Source organism: Kitasatospora aureofaciens (assembly GCF_019192735.1).
Classification (GTDB): domain Bacteria; phylum Actinomycetota; class Actinomycetes; order Streptomycetales; family Streptomycetaceae; genus Kitasatospora; species Kitasatospora aureofaciens_A.
Window position 1 is genome coordinate 1 of sequence record NZ_JAHTKP010000062.1, and the last position, 21,930, is coordinate 21,930.

Sequence of the window (21,930 nt, forward strand, 5' to 3'; positions counted from 1 at the left end):
CCGGTCGACCCCCGCCAGGGCGGCTGGCCGCAGCCCGCCGCCTACCAGCAGCCGGCCCCGCCGCAGCCCGGCCCCGCGCAGCCCTGGCCGCAGCAGAGCGCCACCCCGCCGCCCGCCGCGTTCCAGCAGGCCGCCGCCCCGCAGCAGACCGCGCACGGCGCGCCGCTCGGCTACACGGCCGCCGTCGAGCTGTCCTCGGACCGCCTGCTGCGCAGCCAGCCCAAGCAGCAGCGCCAGCAGCCGCGCTTCCAGTTCGGCGGCAAGGCGGCGGCCGCGGAGAGGGCCCGCAAGCTGGAGATCATCCGCACCCCGGTGATGAGCTGCTACCGGATCGCCGTGATCAGCCTCAAGGGCGGCGTCGGCAAGACCACGACCACCACCGCGCTCGGCGCGACGCTGGCCAGCGAGCGCCAGGACAAGGTGATCGCGATCGACGCCAACCCGGACGCCGGCACCCTCGGCCGCCGGGTCAAGCGCCAGACCGGCGCGACCATCCGCGACCTGGTGACGGCCATCCCGCACCTGCGCAGCTATATGGACATCCGTCAGTTCACCTCGCAGGACCTGCACTCGGGCCTGGAGATCCTGGCGAACGACGTCGACCCGGCCGTCTCGACCACCTTCAACGACTCGGACTACCGCCAGGTCATCGACGTGCTGGGCCGCCAGTACCCGATCATCCTGACCGACTCCGGCACCGGCCTGCTGTACAGCGCGATGCGCGGCGTGCTGGACCTCGCCGACCAGCTGATCATCGTCTCCACCCCCAGCGTGGACGGCGCCTCCAGCGCCTCGACCACCCTCGACTGGCTCTCCGCGCACGGCTACGCGGACCTCGTGCAGCGCAGCATCACGGTGGTCTCCGGGGTGCGCGAGACCAGCAAACTGATCAAGGTCGAGGACATCGTCGCGCACTTCCGGACCCGCTGCCGCGGCGTGGTCGTGGTCCCGTTCGACGAAAGCCTGGCGGCCGGTGCCGAGGTCAACCTCGACATGATGCGGCCCAAGGTCCGCGAGGCGTACTTCGAGCTGGCCACCCTGGTCGGCGAGGACATCGTCCGGGCCCAGCAAGCGGCCCAGCAGCAGGGCGGGTGGCAGCAGCAGGCGCAGCAGCCGTACGCGCAGCAGCCCGGCCAGCCGCAGCCCCAGCCGTACGGGGACCCACAGCCCTACCCGGCCGAGGCCGGCCAGCCGCCGTACCCCGCACAGGGCGGCTACCCGCTCGCCCAGCCCAACGCCGGTACACCGTGGTCGCCGCAGCCGGGCCAGACCCCGCCGCCCCCGCCCGGTGGCGGCCACCCGCCGTACCCGGCCGGGGGCGGGTACGGCTACCCGCCGGCGCCCCATCCGGGCGTACAGCCGCCCGCGCCGGCACCGGAGTGGCCCCAGCCCGCCCCGCCTGCGCCGTCCGCCGAGCCGGACGGCTACCAGCCGCCCCCCGGCTACGGCTACCCGCCACAGCCCCCGCAGTGACGCCGAAGGGCCCGCCGACCAGGTCGGCGGGCCCTTCCCGTACAAGGCGCGAGTGCTCAGGCGCGGGTGCTTTCAGGCGCGGGTGTTCAGGCGCCGTCGGTCAGCTCGCGAGCCTGCTTGACGTCGTCGGCCATCCGGTCCAGCAGCGCCTCGATGGAGTCGAACTTCTCCATCCCGCGCAGGTAGGCCAGGAAGTCCACGGCCACGTGCAGCCCGTACAGGTCCAGGCCGACCCGGTCGATGGCGTACGCCTCGACCGTGCGCGCGGTGCCGTCGAAGGTCGGGTTGGTGCCCACCGAGATCGCCGCAGGCATCCGCTCGCCGTCGGCCGTCAGCCAGCCCGCGTACACACCGTCGGCCGGGATCGCGCTGTGCGGCACGGTCTCCACGTTGGCGGTCGGGTAGCCCAGCTCGCGGCCGCGCTGCGCCCCGCGCACCACGATGCCCTCGACCCGGTGCGGCCGGCCCAGCACCTCGCCGGCCCCGGCCATGTCGCCGGCCTCGACCAGCCGGCGGGTCAGGCTGGACGAGAACGGCTCGCCGGCCCCCGCCGTGCCGCGCACCTGCAGGTCGACCACCTCGACCTCGAAGCAGGCCGCCCGGCCCAGCTCGGCGAGCAGCGCCACGTCCCCGGCCGCCCGGTGCCCGAAGCGGAAGTTGGGGCCCTCGATCACGGTCCGCGCGTGCAGCGCGTCGACCAGCACCTGCTGGACGAAGGTCTCGGGGGACTCCTGGGAGAACTCGCTGGTGAACGGCAGCACCAGCACGGCGTCCACGCCGAGCGCCTCGATCAGCTCGGCCCGGCGCGGCTGCGGGGCGAGCAGCGGCGGGTGGCTGCCCGGGCGGATGACCTCGCGCGGGTGCGGGTCGAATGTGACGACGACCGAGCGGACGCCGAGTTCGCGGGCGCGCTCGACCGCCCGGCCGATGATCAGCTGATGCCCGCGGTGCACCCCGTCGAACGAGCCGATGGTGACGACGCTGCGCCCCCAGTCACCGGGGATCTCCTCCAGGCCACGCCAGCGCTGCACCCTGACCGCTCCTTGTTCCGTACGACGCGTACCTTCTGTACGCTCAAACGCTCAAAACCCGAACCCCTATAGCGTGCCATGCGCCTGCCCCTGCTCAGGCACCGGAATACGGGTTGAGCGCACCACAAGCCCCGGCCGCGCCCGCTCGGCCTCGGCGGCGGCGTACTGCGGGTCCCGCCCGGCCGCCACCAGGGCCCGCATCCGGGCCAGCCGGGGGCCGTCCGGCGGGGTCGGGGCGGCGTCCTGCGGCCACTGCGCGAGCAACTGCGCGAACCCGGCCGACCGGCCGGCGCAGCGCACCAGCACTTCGTCCGCGGCGGGCAGCGCGGGCGTCGCGCGGGCCAGCACCGCGCGGGCCCGCGCGGGCTTCTCGGCCGTGCAGTGCTCGGCCAGCCGCTCCACGGCGGCGGTCAGCACCGTGGGGTCGGTCTCGGTGGCGAGCAGGGTGTCCAGCAGCTCGCAGCGCAGCGCGTCGGCCGCCGGGTCGGCCACCGGTACGGACAGCACCTCCGCGAACGGCCGGCGGACGGCCGCCGCCCGGGCGGCCAGCGCGCCGCCCAGCAGCACCCGCAGCTCCAGCCGGGCGGCCGGGCCCGCCGTGGCGGCGCGGTCCAGGCGGCGGCCCAGGTAGTCGACGGCGACCGGGCCGGCCATCGCAGGGTGTTCGCGCAGCAGCCGGGCGGCCAGGTCGGCGCCCCGCCGGGTGGCCACCGGGGTGCGGGCGTCGGCGAGCACCCGCAGGGTCTCGGCGACGGTCGCACCGGGCGCCGCGAGCCGGTCGGCGAGCGCGGCCAGGACGGGTTCCGGGTCGCTCTCCAGGGCCGGGGCCAGCGCCCGCGCGGTGAGGAACGCGTCGGTGCCCGCCCGGTGCAGTGCCAGGGCGGCCGGCAGGTGCTCGGCCCTGGTCCCCGGGTCGGCGACCAGCAGGGCCAGCGCGGCGCCGTGCAGGGCGGGTTCGTCCTCCCGGGCGAGCAGGGTCAGTGCGGTGAACCGCAGCAGCTCGGCCCCGGCACCGCGGGCGTGCGCGGCGACCCGCAGCGCGTGGACGGCGGCGGCGACGTGCCGCTCCGGCCGCCGGTCGTGGCTCCAGCGGTCCACGGCGCGGCAGAGCGCCGACGGCTCCTCGGCGGCGAGCACGGTGAGCAGCGCATCCGCCCTGGGGTGCGCGGCGTCGGCCAGCGCGTCGGACAGCTCGTCCAGGGCGAGCCTGCGGTGGGCGTACAGCAGGTCGTGGGCGAGGTCGGCGACGGTCCGGCCGGGGCGTCCCGGCAGGCCGCGCAGGTCGTCGAACCAGTCGCGGAGCAGCGGGAGGACGGTGGCCGGGTCGGCGCGCAGCCGCTCCGCGACGGCCGCGAGGAACACGTGCCCGGGACCGTCCGCGACCACCAGGCGACGCAGCAGCGGGAGTTCGTGCTCGACGGGCAGGCCGAGCCCGGTCCAGAACGCCGGACCGAACCGGCCCAGCCCGGCGGGCGGCAACGCGTCGAACCCGCCTGCCCGTTCGGCCCGCTCGGCGATCCTGCGGGCCAACTGGTCCAGCAGCGCCCGGTGTTCGGCGACGTCCGGGCTGGCGGCCAGCCCGGCGATCAGCAACCGGGCCGCCCACCATGCGGGTTCACTGCCGGGCGGGCGCAGGTCCAGGGCCCGCCAGAGCCGGTGCAGCCACGGGTCCAGGGCGGGCGCGCCCCAGGTGTCGGCCAGGCGGCGCAGCGCGGCGACCACCGGGCCGATCCGGTGCCGGGCCACCGTCCGCACCTCCCCCGCCGGACGGACGTCCTCGACCTCGCCGAGCAGCAGCCGCAGCGCCGCGTCCAGATCCAGGTGCAGACCCTGCAACCAGTCCGCGAACTCCCCGTGCGCGAACCGGAATCCGGACCCGGCCGGGACGAACAGGCCCTCCGCGAGCACCGCCGTCGCCCAGCCGCCCGCCGCCGGGAACAGCTCCTCGAACCCGGCCCGGCCCAGCCCGCCCTGCTCGGCGCCGAGCATCCGCCGGGCCGCCTCGTGCACCCGCCCGGCCACCGCCGCCGCCAGCCGCCGCACCCGCCCGGCGGACGGCCCGGCCGGGCGCACCGCGCCCCGGCGGTGCGCGCCCGGGCGGCGCGACCGGCCGTCGTCCGCGAGCCGCTGCGCCACCCGCAGACAGCGCAGGTCCAGGTACGCGCCGAACAGCTCGCCCCGGCCCGCCGGCTCCCCGTGCAGGCCCTGCGCCCACAGCTCCCCGGCCAGCCGCACCGCCAGCGGGTGCCGCGCGTCGGCCGCGGCCGGACGGCCCGGCGGCAGCCCGTACCGGCGGCGGACCCGTTCCGCCGCCTCGCCCGGCAGCGGTCCGAGGCGGTGGACGGCCAGGGTGGGCGCCGCCGGGCGGGCCACCCGGACGGTGGGGGCGCTGCTCAGGTCGCCGTTCGCCGCGTGCTCGTGCTCCCGGTCGGGCGCCGGGGCTTCCTGCGCGCCCGGTTCACCCCACTCCCCGGCGGGCGGCTGCTCCCAGCCCTCCTCCCCACAGGCCGTCAGCAGCCGGGCCCCGCGCCCCGTCAGCCACTCGCCCGCCGCCCGCAGCCACCCCGGCTCCAGCGCTACGGGGGCCTCCTCGGGGCCGTCCAGGATCACCAGCAGCGGCCGCCCCGCCGCCGCACACAGGGCGGCCACCGGCTCCGGCGAGGGCGGCGGGGTGCCCAGTTCGGCCGCCGCCGCGGCCAGCGCCCGCTCCACCGGGTCGGCGAGCGAGCGGTCCTCGGCCCGCAGGTCGGCGCCGCGCAGCCAGAGCGTCGGCCGCGGCCGGGCGCCACCGGCCCGGCGGACGGCGAGGGCGGCGAGTTCGGTGCTGCGCCCGCTGCCGGGGGCGCCGACCAGGACGGTGACGGTGGCCGCGGGCTCGTCCCCGGCGAGGCCGTCCGGCCGGTCGACCCGGTCGGCGGCGAGCCCGGCGACCCGGCCGGGCCCGGCCCCGGCGGCGCCCAGCTGGACGGCGGCCAGCCGCAGCACCCCGGCCAGGTTGAGCGCCGGCCCGTACGCGGGGACGGCCGCCGCGTTCCGCCCCGTCAGCGCGGCCAGCTCCGGCGCGGGCGCCACCCCGCCGGCGGCGGGCACGGCCGTCAGCGCGCCACCGTGCTGCGGGCCTCGCAGCAGCGGCGCCGCAAGCCCGATCACCGCGCCGCTGCGGGCGTCCAGCACCGGCGATCCGGCCGGGACCACGACACCCCCGACCACGGGAACGTCGAGCAGCAGCACCCCGCGCAGCAGGTGGACGCGGTCCGGCCCGGGCTGCCCGTTGGCGGGCAAGGTAGGCACGTACCCCGCGCCGGTCACCCCGAGCACGCCGCAGCGCAGCGCCACCGCCCGTCCGTCCTCGCCCGCCAGCGCGGGCAGCAGCACCTCGCACCCGGCCCCCGGGGCGGCGACCGGCAGCGGCGGGACGGGCAGCCCGCCGACCGCGTCGGTGCGCAGCAGGGCGAGCCCGTGCCCGGGCAACGGCAGCACGCTGTCCGGGCCGAGCACCCGGGTCTGCCCGCCGGGGGTGTGCAGGACGACCCGGTCCAGGCCCGCGACGCTCTCGTGCGCGGTGAGCACGGTGCCCTGCGGGTCGGCGACGAACCCTAAGCCGTGCAGCCGCCCGTTGAGGTCGCGGATCCGGAGCAGGTACCGCCCCGGATCACCCGCCACCCCGTCGCCGTCCAGGAACCCCGGCATCGCGCCCCGCCTCCCCGCAGGGCCCGGCGGCCCCGGAGCGGGCTCGTCGCGGCGACCTGCTCGCCGCCCGGGAGCCTGCCCGCCGGGGCAGCGACCCGACCCCGCCCGCGCCGCTCACCACCGCCATTCACCTCGCGCGCTCCCCCCAATAGCTGCCCCCAATGCCTGAACCCCTGTGAACCCCCTCCGGGTATGACTGAACCCCCGCCGAGATCTCGACGGGGGTTCGACCAGGGCAGAGTGCCGTCAGCCGACGAAGACCGCGACCGGCTTCGCCTGCCCGCCCGTCTCCTCCACCAGCGCGAGGAAGCGCCCGTCCGGCCCGAACACCGCGATCGGCCCGTCCACACCCAGCCCGGGCGCCTTGAGCCGGGCGCCGTGCGACAGCTTCTCGGCCTGTCCGGCGTCGAGGTCCCAGCGCGGGAAGGCGGCCGCCGCCGCATCCGCGATCGGCATTACCTCCAGCCCCGCGGCGGAGCCGCTGGTGACCGCAGCCTCCAGCTGCTCCAGCGTCCGCGCCGACTCCACCGAGTACGGCCCGACCTTGGTCCGCCGCAGCGCGGTGAGGTGGCCGCCGACGCCCAGCCCAGCGCCGAGGTCCCGGGCCAGCGCCCGGATGTAGGTGCCGGAGGAGCACTCGACGGTCACGTCCAGGTCGATCACCGGCGTGCCGTCCTCGGCGGCCGCCGCGCGCTGCCCGTGCACGGCGAAGGAGTGGATCGTGGTCGGCCGGGCCGCGAGCTCGAAGTCCTCGCCCTCGCGCACCCGCGCGTACGACCGCTTGCCGTCGATCTTGATCGCGCTGACCTTGGACGGGACCTGCATGATCTCGCCGGTGAGCGCCGCGATCCCGGCGTCGATCGCCGCCCGGTCCACCCCGTCGGCCGGGGTGGACGAGGTGATCTCGCCCTCCCGGTCGTCGGTGATGGTGGTCTGGCCGAGCCGGATGGTCGCCTCGTACGTCTTGGCGGTGAGCATCAGGTGGCCGAGCAGCCGGGTGGCCCGCTCGACGCCGATCACCAGCACGCCGGTGGCCATCGGGTCGAGCGTGCCGGCGTGGCCGACCTTCCGCGTCCCGGCCAGCCACCGCAGCTTGGCGACCACCCCGTGCGAGGTGATGCCCTCGGGCTTGTCGACGATCACCAGGCCGTCGGGGCCGGTGCCTTTGCGCTTCATCGAGTTCTTTCTCTAAAAGGCGATCAACAAGTGATCAGGAGAGATCACAACGTGATCAACTTACCGGCCGCAGCGCGCCCCGGAACCGCTGGACCACGACGGCCACGTCCTCCCGGGCGCTGAACCCGGCCGCGTAGACGTGTCCCCCGCCGCCCAGTTCGGCGCACGCCGCGGCGACGTCCACCGCGCCCTTGGAGCGCGAGGAGCCGCGCAGCGTCCCGTCCGGGTCCTGCTTGAGCACCAGCGCCACCTCGGCCTCGGCCGGGCGGCGCAGGATGTCGATCAGCCCCTCGATCTCCTCGATCGTGACGCTGAACAGCACGAGGTCCTGGTAGGGCACCCAGGTCCACACCAGCCCGAGCCCGCCGGCCGCGTCCGGCTCGTAGACGGCCCGGTCGAGCGCGCCCGCGAGCACCTTGAGGTAGCCGAAGGAGGAGGTGTCCCACAGCTGCCGGGAGATCAGGTCGTGCCGGATGCCGGTGGCCAGCAGGCGCCCGGCGAGTTCGTGGGTGGCGGGCGTGGTGGCCCGGTACTTGAACGAGCCGGTGTCGGTGGCGACCCCGGTGTAGAGGCAGGTGGCCAGGTCCTGGTCGAGTTCGACGCCGAGCCGGCGCAGCAGCTCGTCGACCAGCACGGCGGTGGCCGGCGCGGTCGGGTCGATCAACTGGTGCGTGCCGAAGCCCAGGTTGGAGGCGTGGTGGTCGAAGACCACCAGCACGGGCGCGGCGAAGGCCTTGTCGTGCAGCAGGCCGAGCCGGCTCTGCGCGGCCACGTCGAAGCAGAGCACCAGCTCCGGGGTGTCGGGCACCTCGGCGGCCGGCACGATCAGCTCCTGCCCCGGCAGGAAGGCCAGCGACTCGGGCACCACCTGCGGGTCGTCGCCGAAGGAGACCCGCACCTGCTTGCCGAGCCCGCGCAGCGCCAACGCGGCCGCCAGCGAGGAGCCCAGGGCGTCACCGTCCGGGCAGATGTGGCAGATCAGGTCGATCGAGCGCGCCCGCCCGATCTCCGCCACCACCTGCTGCCAGACCAGCTCGAAGCCGCTCTCCTCGGTGCGCGGCCCCGGAAGCACCGCGAGGGCACCCTCCACCGTGATGGTGGAGGACGCCCCCGTGGTCGAACCAGCCGCCGAACCGGCCTGCGCCGGCTCACCCGTCATGACTACTCGTCCTCGTCGTCACGCTCGGACGCCGGAACCTTGTACGGGTCCGCGTCGCCGGCGTAGGTCGCGCCCGCGGCGGTGGTGCGCACCGCCGCGTCGATGGCCTTGGCCCGGTCGAGCAGGTCGTCGATGTTCCGGGCGTTGTCCGGCAGGGCGTCCGCGACGAAGGTCAGCGTCGGGGTGAAGCGCACCCCGATCTTGCCGACCTCGGAACGGATCACGCCCTTGGCACTCTCCAGCGCGGCCGCGGTGGCCTGGCGCTCGGTCTCGTCGCCGAAGACGGTGTAGAAGACGGTGGCCTCGCGCAGGTCGCCGGTCACCCGGGTGTCGGTGATGGTCACGAACCCGAGCCTCGGGTCCTTGATCCGCCGCTCCAGGGTCTGGGCGACGACCACCTGGATGCGGTCGGCGAGCTTGCGCGCCCTTGCGGTGTCGGTCACGTTGCCTCCTCGTGCAGTGGGCCCGGTACCCGGGCGAGCTGCGCACCCGTCGGGGCCCACGCCCCAAAGTACCGGCCCGCGCCCGGCCTTGCGGGCGCTCTGGGTCCTGATCTGTGTGAGAACGGCGACTTCCGCCGGCGGCCTCCACAGGCCTTATTCGTCGTCGTCGTTGTGGTAGCGCCTCCTCGCGGCGAGGAGCAGCACCTCGGGGCGGCCGACGACCAACCGCTCACAGCTGTCCAGGATCTCGGTGACGTATCCGGCGTCGCCGGACACCACCGCGAGGCCGATCTCGGCCCGGCGGTGCAGATCCTGGTTCCCGGTCTCGGCAGCGCACACGCTGTACTTGCGCTGCAGTTCGGCCACGATGGGCCGCACGATCGAACGCTTCTCCTTGAGCGAGTGGACGTCGCCCAGCAGCAGGTCGAAGGTGAGTGTTCCCACGAACATGTATGACAGGTCTCGCCGACCTGGAGGCCTCGGGGGGCGACAGCCCGGAACCGGGCTGACGCTGCTACATCTGAACTACCCCGGACCCTACACAGCGAGACCGGGGCCGGTCGACGGAAATACCACCCGTCGACCGGCCCCGGCAGCCGTCCGCTTACGCGCGCGGCTTCTCGCGCATCTCGTAGGTCTCGATGACGTCGTCGACCTTGATGTCGTTGAACGACCCCAGGGTCACACCGGCCTCGAAGCCCTCGCGGACCTCGGTCGCGTCGTCCTTGAAGCGGCGCAGACCCTCGATGGTGAGGCTCTCCGCCACGACCTTGCCGTCGCGGATGAGGCGGGCCTTGGCGTTGCGGCGCAGCAGACCCTCGCGGACGATGACACCCGCGATGTTGCCGAACTTGGAGCTGCGGAACACCTCGCGGATCTCCGCGGAGCCGAGGCGCACCTCCTCGTACTCGGGCTTGAGCATGCCCTTGAGGGCGTTCTCGATCTCCTCGATCGCCTGGTAGATGACCGAGTAGTACCGGACGTCCACGCCTTCCTTGTCGGCCGCCGCACGCGCACGGCCTTCGGCGCGCACGTTGAAGCCGATGATGATGGCGTCCGAGCCCATGGCCAGGTCGACGTCGGACTCGGTGATCGCACCGACGCCGCGGTGCAGCACCCGGAGCTCGACCTCCTCGCCCACGTCCAGCTTGACCAGGGCGTCCTCAAGGGCCTCGACCGAACCGGAGACGTCACCCTTGATGATGAGGTTGAGCTGCTCGATGGAGCCGGCGGCGATGGCCTTGTCCAGGTCCTCCAGGGACACCCGGACCCGACGCTGCGCGAAGGCGGCGTTGCGGTCGCGGGCCGAGCGCTTCTCGGCGATCTGGCGGGCGGTGCGGTCCTCGTCGACGACGATGAAGCTGTCGCCGGCGCGGGGCACCGAGGTCAGACCGAGCAGCAGCACCGGGCGGGACGGGCCGGCCTCGGAGAGGCTGTTGCCGTTCTCGTCCAGCATCGCGCGGACGCGGCCGTAGGCGTCGCCCACGACGATCGAGTCGCCGACGCGGAGCGTACCGCGCTGGACCAGCACGGTCGCCATGGCGCCGCGGCCCTTGTCGAGGTGCGCCTCGATGGCGATGCCCTGCGCGTCCTGCTCGGGGTTGGCCCGCAGGTCGAGCGAGGCGTCCGCGGTCAGGACCACGGCCTCCAGCAGCTGCTCGATGTTCAGACCCTGGCGCGCGGAGATGTCGACGAACATGGTGTCGCCGCCGTACTCCTCGGCCACCAGACCGAACTCGGTCAGCTGACCGCGGACCTTGGTCGGGTCGGCGCCCTCGACGTCGATCTTGTTGACGGCGACCACGATCGGCACACCGGCGGCCTTGGCGTGGTTCAGCGCCTCGACCGTCTGCGGCATGACACCGTCGTTGGCCGCGACCACCAGGATCGCGATGTCGGTGGACTTGGCACCACGGGCGCGCATGGCGGAGAACGCCTCGTGACCCGGGGTGTCCAGGAAGGTGATCGGGCGCTCTTCGCCGTTCACCATCGTGGCCACCTGGTAGGCGCCGATGTGCTGGGTGATGCCACCGGCCTCGCCGGCCACCACGTTGGACTTGCGGATCGCGTCCAGCAGGCGGGTCTTACCGTGGTCGACGTGACCCATGACGGTGACGACCGGCGGGCGCGGGGCCAGCTGGTCCTCGTCGCCCTCGTCGGCACCGAAGTCGATGTCGAACGACTCCAGCAGCTCGCGGTCCTCGTCGTCCCGGCTGACGATCTCCAGGACGAAGCCCATCTCGTCCGCCAGCAGCTGCAGCGTGGCGTCGGAGACCGACTGCGTCGCGGTGACCATCTCACCGAGGTTGAACATGACGGAGACGAGCGCGGCCGGGTTGGCGTTGATCTTCTCCGCGAAGTCCATCAGCGAGGCGCCGCTCGACAGGCGAACGGTCTGGCCGTTGCCGCGAGGCAGCATCACACCGCCGACGGACGGGGCCTGCATGGCCTCGTACTCCTGGCGCTTCGCCCGCTTCGACTTGCGGCCACGCGCCGGACGGCCACCGGGGCCGCGACCGAACGCACCCTGCGTGCCACCACGGGCACCCGGGCCACCGGGACGACCGCCGAAACCACCCGGACGGGCGCCGCCGAAGCCACCGCCGCCACCGGCGCCGGCACCACCCGGACGCGGGCCGCCGAAGCCGCCGCCACCGGCCGGACGCGAGCCCGGACCGGCCGGACGACCGGCGAAGCCCGGACGGGCACCGCCCGGAGCACCCGGACGGCCGCCGGGGCCACCAGGACCACGGCCACCGGGGCCGGGACGCGGGCCCGGAGCCGGACGCTGCGGCATCATGCCCGGGTTCGGGCGCGGCATACCGGACGGGCTCGGCGCGCCGGGGCGCGGACCGGCCGGACGCGGCATGCCGTCGGGACGCGGGGCACCGCCCGGACGCGGCGCACCGGCACCCGGAGCACCGGCGGGACGCGGACGGTCGCCACCCGGACGCGGCGCACCGGCACCCGGAGCACCGGCGGGACGCGGACGGTCGCCACCCGGACGCGGCGCACCGGCACCCGGAGCACCGGCGGGACGCGGACGGTCGCCACCCGGACGCGGACGGTCACCGCCCTGCGCACGCTCGCCACCCGGACGCGCGCCCGGCGCGGCCGGACGGCGGTCGCCGGGGCGGGCCATACCGGTGGCACTGCCCGAGGTGAAGGGGTTGTTGCCCGGACGCGGGCCGGCCGGACGCGGGCCCGGACGGGCGCCGCCGGAGGCCTGGCCACTCGGGCGCGGGGCCTGGGCAGCCGGACGCGGGGCGTCACCGGCCGGAGCCGGCGAGGAGAACTCGGCCGCGGGCGCGGCCGGGGCCGCCGGAGCGGCGGGACGCGCAGCCGGACGCGGACCCGGGGCCGGCGTGGCCGGCTTCGGGGCGGCGGGAGCGGCCGGGGCAGGCGCCGCAGCCGCAGGGCCTGCGGCCGGTGTGGGACGGGGACCAGGGGTCGCGCTGGGGCGCGGACCCGGGGTCGGGGCACCCGGCTTGGGGGCACCGGAGCCGGCGGCAGCGCCACCGGCAGGGGAGGGCGCCGCGGTCTTCCGCGGGCCCGGCTTGGCAGCGGATCCACCAGTGGGGGACACACCAAGCGCGTCAGTCAGCTTGCGCACAACCGGCGCCTCGATCGTCGAGGACGCCGAACGGACGAACTCACCCAGCTCGGTGAGCTTGGCCATGACGGCCTTGCTCTCCAAGCCAAGTTCCTTGGCGAGTTCGTAAACCCGGACCTTAGCCACTTCACTCCTGTCTATGAGTCCGGGGGTCTCGTCCGCCGGACTGTCGCTACTTCATGGGCGTACCCATCGCGTACTCATCGCGTACTCATCGAGTGCTCATCGCAATCTCGACCTACTTCCACATCGCGAGGTACCTGACTGGTGGCACGGCGTGCGGCTGCCCGCGCGCCGTACTTGTTGCGGTGGTTCTCCGCCACGCAGACGCGGCGGCCGTGCGGGACGTACCGCACCGGGCGGGCCTGAGTGGTTCAGGACTCCGGGGTGTCGGCTGCCCGCTCCTCGATGAACCCGCGGAGCCGCTCCGTGTCGAGCGTGCCCTGGAGCCGGAAGGCCCGGGGGAACGCCCGGCGGCGGACCGCGAGGTCGAGGCAGGCCGGATCGGGATGCAGGTGAGCGCCCCGGCCCGGCAGTGCACCACGGGGATCAGGGACGCAGACGCCCTCGACCGCCGTGACACGCAACAGCTGGTGCTTGGCCGCGCGCTTGCGGCAGCCCACGCAGGTGCGTTCCGGGCGTGCTCGGACATGCGTCCGGCCAGACGAAGGCAAGTCTACCCCTCCGAAGGAACATGGCGCCGCCCCGCCGATCCCAGGAGGACCAGCGGGGACGCCCAGGACAACACTGATGACCGCTCGGCCGCCAGCGTTTTACTGGTCACCAGGGCGGCCGGCGTCCTCCGGCTGCCCCTCGGTGTCCGGCCGGATGTCGATCCGCCAGCCGGTGAGACGGGCGGCGAGGCGGGCGTTCTGCCCCTCCTTGCCGATCGCCAGCGACAGCTGGTAGTCCGGCACGATCACCCGGGCGGAGCGCTGGACGGCGTCCACGATCTCCACGCTCGTCACCCGAGCGGGGGACAGCGCCGCGGCAACCATCTCCCGCGGGTCCTCCGACCAGTCGACGATGTCGATCTTCTCGCCGTGCAGCTCGCCCATCACCGCGCGCACCCGGGAGCCCATCGGGCCGATGCAGGCGCCCTTGGCGTTCAGCCCGGCCCGGCGCGACCAGACCGCGATCTTGGTGCGGTGGCCGGCCTCACGGGCGATCGCGGCGATCTCCACACTGCCGTCCGCGATCTCCGGGACCTCCAGCGCGAACAGCTTCTTCACCAGGTTCGGGTGCGTCCGCGACAGCGTCACCGACGCCCCGCGGACACCGCGGCGCACCGCCACGACGTAGCACTTCAGCCGGGTGCCGTGCCGGTAGTCCTCGCCCGGGACCTGCTCCTGCGGCGGCAGGATGGCCTCCAGCTTGCCGATGTCCACGAGCACGTTCTTCGGGTCGTTGCCCTGCTGGACGACACCGGTGACAATGTCGCCCTCCTTGCCCGCGTACTCGCCGAAGGTCTGGTCGTCGGCGGCGTCGCGCAGACGCTGCATCATCACCTGGATGCCAATGCTGGACGCGATCCGGCCGAAGCCGTTCGGGGTGTCGTCGAACTCCTTCGGCTCGACACCCTCCTCCAGCTCCGCCGGGTCCTCCATCGCCCACACGGTGACATGGCCGCTCTTGCGGTCCAGGTGCACCCGGGCGCGGCGGCGCGAGCCCTCGGTGCGGTGGTACGCGGTGAGGAGGGCGGACTCGATCGACTCGACCAGCAGGTCGAAGGGGATGTTCTTCTCGTTGACCAGCGTGCGCAGGGCACTCATGTCGATGTCCACGGCTACGCCTCCTCGTCTTTCGTCACGTTCATCATGCTGTGGTCCAGGGCCCCCGTGCGGATGTCACTCCGCACCGTCGTCCCCCTCCTCGGAGGCGTCGTCGTCCGCGAAGTCCGCGGCCTCGTCGAGGAGCTTGTCGTCCTGGCGGTTGAACTCGACCTGGACGCGCGCCCGGGCCACCTCGGCGTACTCCAGCCGACGCTCCTTCGGGCGGCCCCGGCCCTTCACCGGCTGCACCTCGACCAGCGCGCCGTCCTCGTCCGCCTCCAGCACCCGGGCGACGATCTCCCCGCCGTCGACCAGGTGGATCTTGGCCAGCCGGCCCTCCGCGCGCTGCCAGTGCCGGGGCAGGACCAGCGGACGCTCCGCCCCCGGGGAACCGACCTCCAGCAGGTACGCGCCGTCACCCATCAGGTCCGACTCGTCCAGGGCCTCGCCCACCACACGGCTGAACTCGGCGATGGCGTCCATGTCCACGCCGCCGTCGGTGTCGACGTCGATCTGCACCTGGCGGCGGTTGCCCGCCCGGGTGACCCGGACGTCCTCCAGATCCAGGCCCGCCTGCGCGGCCAGCGGCTCCAGCAACGCGCGCAGCCGGTCGGTGTGGGTGGTGCTCATCCGGGTGGACTCCTCGGCCGCGTCTGCTGTTGTCAGAAGGTCGCTCCGCACCCCCGGCGCCGGTCCGGCGCACACCGGGTCACGGCAGCTCGGCCCAAAGCCTAGCCGGTGATGCCACGAACCACCGATTCCGGACCACCCCCCACCGGCCGGGCGACACCCACTGCGAGCAAGCTCACACCCGCCCGCACAACGGCTCCCACCCCGAATCCCTGCCCGAAAACGTGGGGATTCTGTAATCATTCACGCCAACGAGGGGAGGCGGGGAGGCCGTCCTCCCGTACACGCCCCGGAGTGACACCGATGCAGCCGCCCAGCCGACGGACCTTCCTGGCCCTAGGGCTGCTCCTCACCACCGGCGGCGCCCTCACCGCCTGCACCGACTCCCACCACAACGCCGACCAGGGCCGCACCAACGACCGCCGCCCCGACCCGGACGAGCCCCTCCGGCTCCGCGCGGTCGCCACCACCGACACCCTGCTCGCCGGATACGACACCCTGCTAGCCGGCCCGGGCGCCGGGCAGGCGGCACAGCTCCAGCCGCTGCGAGCGGAGGTGGCCCAACACCGGGCAGCCCTGGCAACCGGCCTGCCCACAGCCACACCATCCACGTCCGGCACCACTTCCCCCGCTTCCCCTTCCGCCCCCTCCTCCCCCACCCCCTCCAGCTCCCCGTCCCCCTTCCCCTCCCCGACCGCGATCACCACCGTCGCCGCTCTCGCCACCCTCGAACGCCAGACCGCACAGACCCGCCTCGCCGACCTCGGCGCCGCCTCACCCCAGCTGGCCCGACTGCTCGCCGCCGTCTCCGCCTGCGGCGCCCTGCACGCCACCGCCCTCGGCGACACCACTCCCCCGCCCACCCCCGCCGCCTCGCCCTCGGAGAGCCCGAGCGCCTCCGCCGCCGGCCCGGCCCTGGGCAGCGACGCCCTCACCGCCCTCCAAGGCGCACTGAGTGCCGAGCACGCCGCGATCTACGGTTACGGGGTGGTCGGCGCGCGGCTCCCCGACGACCAGCAGCGCGCCGACGCCCGAACGGCCTACGCCGCCCACCAGGCCCGCCGGGACGCCTGGCAACGCCTCCTCGGTAGCGTGGGCGCCACCCCCAGCGCGGCAGCCGCCGGCTACCAGCTGCCGTTCGCCGTCACCGACGCAGCCGGCGCCACCCGACTCGCCGCCCACATAGAGACCCGGCTCACCACCGTCTACGCAGACCTGGTCGCCGCCGTGCCCGCCCCACAGCGGCCCACCGCCGCCGAAGCCCTGCGCGAATCCGCCGCCCGCGCCCGCCACTGGGGCGCCGCCCCCACCCCGTTCCCAGGCCTCCCGGCCCCAGCCCCCACGACGCCTGCATCCGCCACCCCGACCCCCACCCCCTGACCTAGAGGCGCTGCGGCCGCGGCACCCTGGCGGGCGCGTGACGAAGCCCACGCGCCCGCAAAAAGAACCACCCCCCCAACCACCCGCACCACCCCACCCACGCCCGCCACCCTCGGCAGTCGGAGAATCATCCAGCCCCCGGAGCGGCCACCCCCGGAGCCGCCCCCGCACCCACCCTCCCGAGAGCCCCCACCCCACCACCCCCACCCCCCGCTTCACTGACCTGCACTTTCGCCCCCATGTCCGACAATGGACCCGTAGTACCAACGGGGGACCACCAACCGGAAGGCCGGCATGTCGGGAGCATCAGCACAGATCACCGTCCCCACATGGCTGACACGGAGTGTCGGCGCATCCGAGGGCGCGGCAGCCCAGCAGTGGCTGGCCGACCTGCCCACGCAGGTGGCCGGTTACCTGGAGCGCTGGAACCTCACCCTGGAGCGCGTCCTCGATCCGGGCGGCAGCCTGAGCCTGATCGCCTACGTCCACCGCGACGACCTCTCCCCCGCCGTCCTCAAGGCCGGCCTGGTCACCCCGGAGACGGCCGCGGAGCACGCCGCACTTTCGCACTGGGCCGGCCGCGGCGCCGTCCTTCTCCTGGACGCCGTCCCCGCCGAGGGAGTCCTGCTGCTGGAGCGCCTGCACGGCGACATCCCCCTGCGGTCACTCGCCGAGGCGAAGGCGATGCTGGAGGCGACCAGCCTGCTGCACCGGCTCTGGGGGGCTCTGCCCGAGGGGCACCCGTTCCCCACCCTCGCCGACCGGATCACCGAAACCTCCGACCACCTGCGCGAGCGCCGCACCCTCCCCGGTGCGAAAGAGGCCGGGCCGCTGGTCACCGAGGCCCTGGAGACCGCCGAAGGCCTGGCGGCCTCCGCCTCCGAGACCTACCTGCTGCACGGCGACTTCCACCACGGCAACGTGCTCGCCGCCGACCGCGCCCCCTGGCTGGCGATCGACCCGCGTCCCCTCGCCGGCGAGCGGGCCTTCGACCTGGCCCGGCTGGTGCTCGACCGGGCGGACACCCTGGTCGGCTCCCCGGGCGTGCCCGCAGCCGTCCGCCGACGGATCCAGCAGCTCTCCGACGCACTGGAGGTGGACCGGGACCGCCTCCGCGGCTGGACCCTGTTCCGCGCCGTCGACCTGGCCCTGCGCGCCCTGGCCGCCGGCCGCCGGGAGGACGCCGAGCTCTACCTGGAGTTCGCCGGAGCCGTCTAGCCAGGCCCCGTCCAAGCCCCGCCTACGCCTCCGCCACACGAGGCTCCCGCAGCGGAAGCCGAGCCCCCATCACCGCGTAAAGCCGGTCCGTGGCGGGGAACCGCACCGCACGGGCGAGGTCCTGGTAACCGAGGGAGCGGTAGAGCCGCCGGGCAGGCGTCTCGGCGTCGATCGCGGAGAGGATGCTGCGGTCGAGGCCCGAGCGCTCGCAGAGCGTACGGATCAGCCGGGAGCCGATGCCCTGGCCCTGGTACTCGGGCAGCACGTGCAGCTCGGTGATGGCGAACACCCCGTCCAGCCAGTCCCCGTACCCCCGGGACACCAGATAGGGCTCGATGACGGTGCTCCACCAGTGCTCGCGCCGGTTGGGCATGCCGTAGCCGAAGCCGACCAGCCGACCGCCGCTCATCGCACCGAGGGCGATCACCCCGGGCTGCTGGGCGTGCCGCCCGACGATGTGCAGCCGGACCGCGACCTCCTCGGGCGTCAGCCCGAACGCCACCGCCTGGACATCGAGCGCCTGCGGCGCCCAGGCCGCAAGGTCGATGGCCTCGATCGTCACCCCGGTCAGCTGATCCATGCCCCGGACGTTACTACCCGGGGCCACCGACTGCGGGCGGAGATCGAAACCGACCACGGCGAGAGAGCCGACCACAACGACAGAACGGTCAGAACAGCACGGTCAGAACAGAACACTCATGAACGCGCCGACCTCACAGAAGCCGACCCGACGGTACGCGGCCCGCGCCCGGAGGTTGAAGTCGTTGACGTAGAGCGAGACCACCGGCGCGACCTCCCGCAGCGCGATGTCGAGAACAGCCGCCATCCCGGTCTCGGAAAGCCCCTGCCCCCGGTGCTCGGGCGCGACCCAGACCCCCTGGATCTGGCACGCCCCCTCGGTGACGGCCCCGATCTCGGCCTTGAACACCACCTGGCCGTCGCCCCCGAAGCGCGCGAACGACCGTCCGGTGGAGACGAGTTCGGCCACCCGGGCCTGATAGAGGAGACCGCCGTCACCCGCCAGCGGCGAGACCCCGACCTCCTCGGTGAACATCGCCACGCAGGCGGGCATCAACGCCTCGACCTCGTACCGCCGCACCCGCCGGACCAGCGGATCGGGCGCGATCTCCGCCGAGGGCGCCCTGGTGGCCAACAGCGGCTGATGGGCGCGGACTTCCCGGGCCGGTCCCCAACTCCGTTCCAGGAGCGCCCAGAAGGCGGAGGTGGGCCCGGCCGGCCCGACGATCGAGGAGCAGCGGCGCCCCTGCCGTCGGGCGCGTTCGGCGAAGGCGGCGACGGCCTCCGCTCCGGCGTTGACCAGGACCAGGTTGGCGCCGGCGTAGCAGAGCGCGTCGAGGACGCCGTCCTCGTCGTACCAGCCCCACAACTCGCCGCCGAGCCGCCAGGGGTCGAGGCCGACCGACTCGACGCGGGTGGCGACGAAGGCGTTGGCGACCGGGTCCCGGTGGAGGATCTCCAGGACGTCGGCGAGGTCGGGGGGCTCCAGCACGCGGGTGGTGGCCAGGGCGCGGGCGGCCTGGAAAGAGCTGGGGAGCATCACACCTCGATCGAGCATCGAGACAGCACCTCACTGAGACGACTCTGGCCGCACCCTACTCCGTGGCCCCACCCGGCTACGGCCGCGGGGCCGTCCGCGAACGGACGGCCCCGCTTCCGGAAAGACGACGCGCGGCGACTCCGCGCGGGAACTACGAGGCGGTCACTCGGCGGCGACGACGGTCGGCGAGCCGGCCTCGACGCCCGCCTCCTGCATCTGCTCGGCGAGCTTGAGGGCCTCCTCGATCAGGGTCTCGACGATCTTCGACTCGGGGACGGTCTTGATGACCTCGCCCTTGACGAAGATCTGGCCCTTGCCGTTGCCGGAGGCGACGCCGAGGTCGGCCTCGCGGGCCTCGCCGGGGCCGTTGACGACGCAGCCCATGACGGCGACCCGCAGCGGCACCTCCATGCCCTCCAGGCCGGCGGTGACCTCCTCGGCGAGCTTGTAGACGTCGACCTGGGCGCGGCCGCAGGAGGGGCAGGAGACGATCTCCAGGCCGCGCTGGCGCAGGCCGAGGGACTCCAGGATCTGGTTGCCGACCTTGATCTCCTCGGCCGGCGGGGCGGAGAGCGAGACCCGGATGGTGTCGCCGATGCCTTCGGCGAGCAGCGCGCCGAAGGCGACCGCGGACTTGATGGTGCCTTGGAACGCCGGGCCGGCCTCGGTGACGCCGAGGTGCAGCGGGTAGTCGCAGGCGGCGGCGAGCTGGCGGTAGGCGTTGATCATCACGACCGGGTCGTTGTGCTTGACCGAGATCTTGATGTCGCGGAAGTCGTGCTCCTCGAACAGCGAGCACTCCCAGAGCGCGGACTCGACCAGCGCCTCGGGGGTGGCCCGGCCGTACTTCTCCAGCAGGCGCTTGTCGAGCGAGCCGGCGTTGACGCCGATCCGGATCGGCACGCCGGCCTCCCGGGCGGCCTTGGCGATCTCGCCGACCTTGTCGTCGAAGGCCTTGATGTTGCCCGGGTTGACGCGGACCGCGGCGCAGCCGGCGTCGATCGCGGCGAAGACGTACTTCGGCTGGAAGTGGATGTCGGCGATGACCGGGATCTGCGACTTCTTGGCGATGATCGGCAGCGCGTCGGCGTCGTCCTGGGAGGGGACGGCGACCCGGACGATCTGGCAGCCGGAGGCGGTGAGCTGGGCGATCTGCTGCAGCGTCGCGTTGATGTCCGAGGTCACGGTGGTGGTCATCGACTGTACCGAGACGGGGGCGTCACCGCCGACCGGGACGTTGCCGACCATGATCTGCCGGGATACGCGGCGCTTGGCCAGCGGCTTGAGCGGCAGGGACGGAATACCGAGCGAGATCGCGGTCATGTGCGCAGGGTTCCCCGGGGTTGAGGTGTGGTCGACCGCCCGGCCGATGAGACGGCCGAGGCCGGGCGCGCAACAATCGCGCACCCGGCCTCCACGGTACGGCACGGGGATGCAGCCCAGCACACCCGCTGTACCCGAACGCCCTAACTGATCTTGACCGGGTTCACCAGGTCGGCAACCAGGACGAGCAGGGTGAAGCCGATGAAGATGCTGGCCACGACGTACGCCAGGGGCATGAGCCGGGCGACGTCGAACGGGCCCGGGTCGGGCCGGTTGAACAGCTGTGCGAAGCGGCGGCGGATCGACTCCCAGACGGCTCCCGCAACGTGGCCGCCGTCCAGCGGGAGCAGCGGGAGCATGTTGAACAGGAAGAGCGACAGGTTGATGCCGGCCAGCAGGTTCACGAAGAACGCGATCCGCTGGGTGCCCGGGATGTCGAGCGAGAAGACCTCGCCGCTCACCCGGGCCGCACCGACCATGCCGATCGGCGAGTCCGGGTCGCGCGGGGCGTCGCCCACGACGGCGTTCCAGAGCCCGGGGATCTTGCCGGGCAGGGCGATCAGCGACTTCACGCCGTTCTCCGCCATGCCGTACATCCGGTCGAGGGATTGCCCGAACCCCAGCTGGACGACACCACTCGCCGGGGTGAACCCGAGGAACCCGGCCTGGACGGTCTGGCCCTTGAGCGGAATGCCGTTCCCGTCGTACTTCTGGACGTCGTTGACCGCAATGGTCGGATTGAGGGTGAGCTGCTGCCCGCCCCGCTCGACCACGATCGGCACGGTCTTGCCGGCCGACTTGCGGATGTCCGCCTGGAGCTGGTCGTAGGTGCTGATCCGGTCGCCGTCGAAGGAGAGGATCTTGTCCCCGGCCTTCAGCTCCGCCTTGGCGGCCGGGGTCTGCGGGGCGTCCGCCGGGCAGTTGTCGGTGGGCTGACCCGCCTTGACGATGCACTGGGCGACGGTGCTGACCGTCGGCACGTTCATGGAGACGCCGAAGCCCATCATGACCGTCAGGAAGAGCCCGAACGCCAGGATCAGGTTCATGAACGGCCCGGCGAACATGACGATGACACGCTTCCACGGCTTGCGCGTGTAGAAGAGCCGGTGCTCGTCACCCTCCTGGAGCTCCTCGTAGGAGGCCTCCCGGGCGTCCTCGATCATGGTCCGCCAGGGCGAGCTGCTGCGCTTGGTGATCCGGCCGTCCTCGCCCGGCGGGAACATCCCGATCATCCGGATGTACCCGCCGAACGGAATGGCCTTGATGCCGTACTCGGTCTCGCCCTTCTGGCGCGACCACAGGGTCGGGCCGAAGCCGACCATGTACTGCGGCACCCGGATGCCGAAGAGCTTGGCCGTGGAGAGGTGGCCGAGTTCGTGCCAGGCGATCGAGATGAGCAGCCCGAGCACGAAGACCAGGATGCCGACCACCGTCAAAACCGTTGCCACCGTTGGTCCTCCGTCA

General features: G+C 73.8%; 17 protein-coding genes. 3 read left to right on the forward strand and 14 right to left on the reverse strand.

What is annotated here, in order from left to right; translation table 11 throughout:
* Positions 1-1,473: MinD/ParA family ATP-binding protein (locus KV557_RS34445; RefSeq protein WP_218205519.1), on the forward strand; the 1,473-nt coding region annotated here is incomplete at its 5' end.
* An 86-nt stretch (positions 1,474-1,559) separates the two neighbouring features.
* Here the strand turns inward: KV557_RS34445 and KV557_RS34450 are convergent.
* From KV557_RS34450 to rimP, 10 genes are all read right to left on the reverse strand, one after another.
* Positions 1,560-2,504: a bifunctional riboflavin kinase/FAD synthetase gene (locus KV557_RS34450; RefSeq protein ID WP_218205520.1), complete on the reverse strand. Its 945-nt coding sequence runs from the start codon at positions 2,502-2,504 to the stop codon at positions 1,560-1,562.
* A 66-nt stretch (positions 2,505-2,570) separates the two neighbouring features.
* Entirely contained in the window at positions 2,571-6,194 is a 3,624-nt protein-coding gene (locus tag KV557_RS34455) for a serine protease (RefSeq protein ID WP_218205521.1), read from the reverse strand.
* A 246-nt stretch (positions 6,195-6,440) separates the two neighbouring features.
* The gene (gene truB / locus KV557_RS34460) at positions 6,441-7,370 is read right to left on the reverse strand and encodes a tRNA pseudouridine(55) synthase TruB (protein WP_218205522.1); all 930 of its coding nucleotides are present in this window, start codon (positions 7,368-7,370) and stop codon (positions 6,441-6,443) included.
* Between the two features lie 55 nt (positions 7,371-7,425).
* A complete protein-coding gene (locus KV557_RS34465; RefSeq protein ID WP_218205523.1) occupies positions 7,426-8,529 on the reverse strand; it encodes a DHH family phosphoesterase in 1,104 nt (367 codons plus the stop codon).
* Between the two features lie 2 nt (positions 8,530-8,531).
* Positions 8,532-8,972, reverse strand: coding sequence for a 30S ribosome-binding factor RbfA (gene rbfA / locus KV557_RS34470; RefSeq protein WP_218205524.1), 441 nt, complete (start codon positions 8,970-8,972; stop codon positions 8,532-8,534).
* A 153-nt stretch (positions 8,973-9,125) separates the two neighbouring features.
* Complete coding sequence (locus KV557_RS34475) at positions 9,126-9,422, reverse strand: DUF503 domain-containing protein (protein ID WP_218205525.1); 297 nt, start codon at positions 9,420-9,422, stop codon at positions 9,126-9,128.
* Positions 9,423-9,576: 154 nt separating this feature from the next.
* On the reverse strand, positions 9,577-12,711 hold the full coding sequence (gene infB, locus KV557_RS34480; protein WP_218205526.1) for a translation initiation factor IF-2: 3,135 nt from the start codon (positions 12,709-12,711) through the stop codon (positions 9,577-9,579).
* A gap of 248 nt (positions 12,712-12,959) precedes the next feature.
* Positions 12,960-13,208, reverse strand: a complete 249-nt coding sequence (locus KV557_RS34485) for a YlxR family protein (RefSeq protein WP_308130214.1) — start codon at positions 13,206-13,208, stop codon at positions 12,960-12,962.
* A 150-nt stretch (positions 13,209-13,358) separates the two neighbouring features.
* Entirely contained in the window at positions 13,359-14,369 is a 1,011-nt protein-coding gene (gene nusA / locus KV557_RS34490; protein WP_218205528.1) for a transcription termination factor NusA, read from the reverse strand.
* Between the two features lie 63 nt (positions 14,370-14,432).
* A complete protein-coding gene (rimP, locus tag KV557_RS34495; protein ID WP_218205529.1) occupies positions 14,433-14,987 on the reverse strand; it encodes a ribosome maturation factor RimP in 555 nt (184 codons plus the stop codon).
* Between the two features lie 915 nt (positions 14,988-15,902).
* Here rimP and KV557_RS43455 point away from each other — a divergent pair.
* The gene (locus KV557_RS43455) at positions 15,903-16,367 is read left to right on the forward strand and encodes a ferritin-like domain-containing protein (protein ID WP_256178392.1); all 465 of its coding nucleotides are present in this window, start codon (positions 15,903-15,905) and stop codon (positions 16,365-16,367) included.
* 294 nt (positions 16,368-16,661) lie between these two features.
* The gene (locus KV557_RS34505; RefSeq protein ID WP_218205531.1) at positions 16,662-17,585 is read left to right on the forward strand and encodes an aminoglycoside phosphotransferase family protein; all 924 of its coding nucleotides are present in this window, start codon (positions 16,662-16,664) and stop codon (positions 17,583-17,585) included.
* Between the two features lie 22 nt (positions 17,586-17,607).
* Here the strand turns inward: KV557_RS34505 and KV557_RS34510 are convergent, their stop codons facing one another.
* The 4 genes from KV557_RS34510 to KV557_RS34525 form a co-directional block, all read right to left on the reverse strand.
* Complete coding sequence (locus KV557_RS34510) at positions 17,608-18,165, reverse strand: GNAT family N-acetyltransferase (protein WP_218205532.1); 558 nt, start codon at positions 18,163-18,165, stop codon at positions 17,608-17,610.
* Positions 18,166-18,267: 102 nt separating this feature from the next.
* Positions 18,268-19,161 (reverse strand): GNAT family N-acetyltransferase, encoded by an 894-nt coding sequence (locus tag KV557_RS34515; RefSeq protein ID WP_256178389.1) that lies wholly within the window; start codon positions 19,159-19,161, stop codon positions 18,268-18,270.
* A gap of 144 nt (positions 19,162-19,305) precedes the next feature.
* The gene (gene ispG / locus KV557_RS34520) at positions 19,306-20,466 is read right to left on the reverse strand and encodes a flavodoxin-dependent (E)-4-hydroxy-3-methylbut-2-enyl-diphosphate synthase (RefSeq protein WP_218205533.1); all 1,161 of its coding nucleotides are present in this window, start codon (positions 20,464-20,466) and stop codon (positions 19,306-19,308) included.
* Between the two features lie 143 nt (positions 20,467-20,609).
* On the reverse strand, positions 20,610-21,914 hold the full coding sequence (locus tag KV557_RS34525; protein ID WP_218205534.1) for a M50 family metallopeptidase: 1,305 nt from the start codon (positions 21,912-21,914) through the stop codon (positions 20,610-20,612).
* Between the last annotated feature and the right edge of the window lie 16 nt (positions 21,915-21,930).

What these genes read in the sequence shown, in the direction of transcription:
- KV557_RS34455 (WP_218205521.1), bottom strand. Translation starts at nt 6,194, where the DNA reads ATGCCGGGGTTCCTGGACGGCGACGGGGTGGCGGGTGATCCGGGGCGG.
- truB (WP_218205522.1), bottom strand. Translation starts at nt 7,370, where the DNA reads ATGAAGCGCAAAGGCACCGGCCCCGACGGCCTGGTGATCGTCGACAAG.
- KV557_RS34465 (WP_218205523.1), bottom strand. Translation starts at nt 8,529, where the DNA reads ATGACGGGTGAGCCGGCGCAGGCCGGTTCGGCGGCTGGTTCGACCACG.
- KV557_RS34475 (WP_218205525.1), bottom strand. Translation starts at nt 9,422, where the DNA reads ATGTTCGTGGGAACACTCACCTTCGACCTGCTGCTGGGCGACGTCCAC.
- rimP (WP_218205529.1), bottom strand. Translation starts at nt 14,987, where the DNA reads ATGAGCACCACCCACACCGACCGGCTGCGCGCGTTGCTGGAGCCGCTG.
- KV557_RS34505 (WP_218205531.1), top strand. Translation starts at nt 16,662, where the DNA reads ATGTCGGGAGCATCAGCACAGATCACCGTCCCCACATGGCTGACACGG.
- KV557_RS34510 (WP_218205532.1), bottom strand. Translation starts at nt 18,165, where the DNA reads ATGGATCAGCTGACCGGGGTGACGATCGAGGCCATCGACCTTGCGGCC.
- KV557_RS34515 (WP_256178389.1), bottom strand. Translation starts at nt 19,161, where the DNA reads ATGCTCGATCGAGGTGTGATGCTCCCCAGCTCTTTCCAGGCCGCCCGC.
- ispG (WP_218205533.1), bottom strand. Translation starts at nt 20,466, where the DNA reads ATGACCGCGATCTCGCTCGGTATTCCGTCCCTGCCGCTCAAGCCGCTG.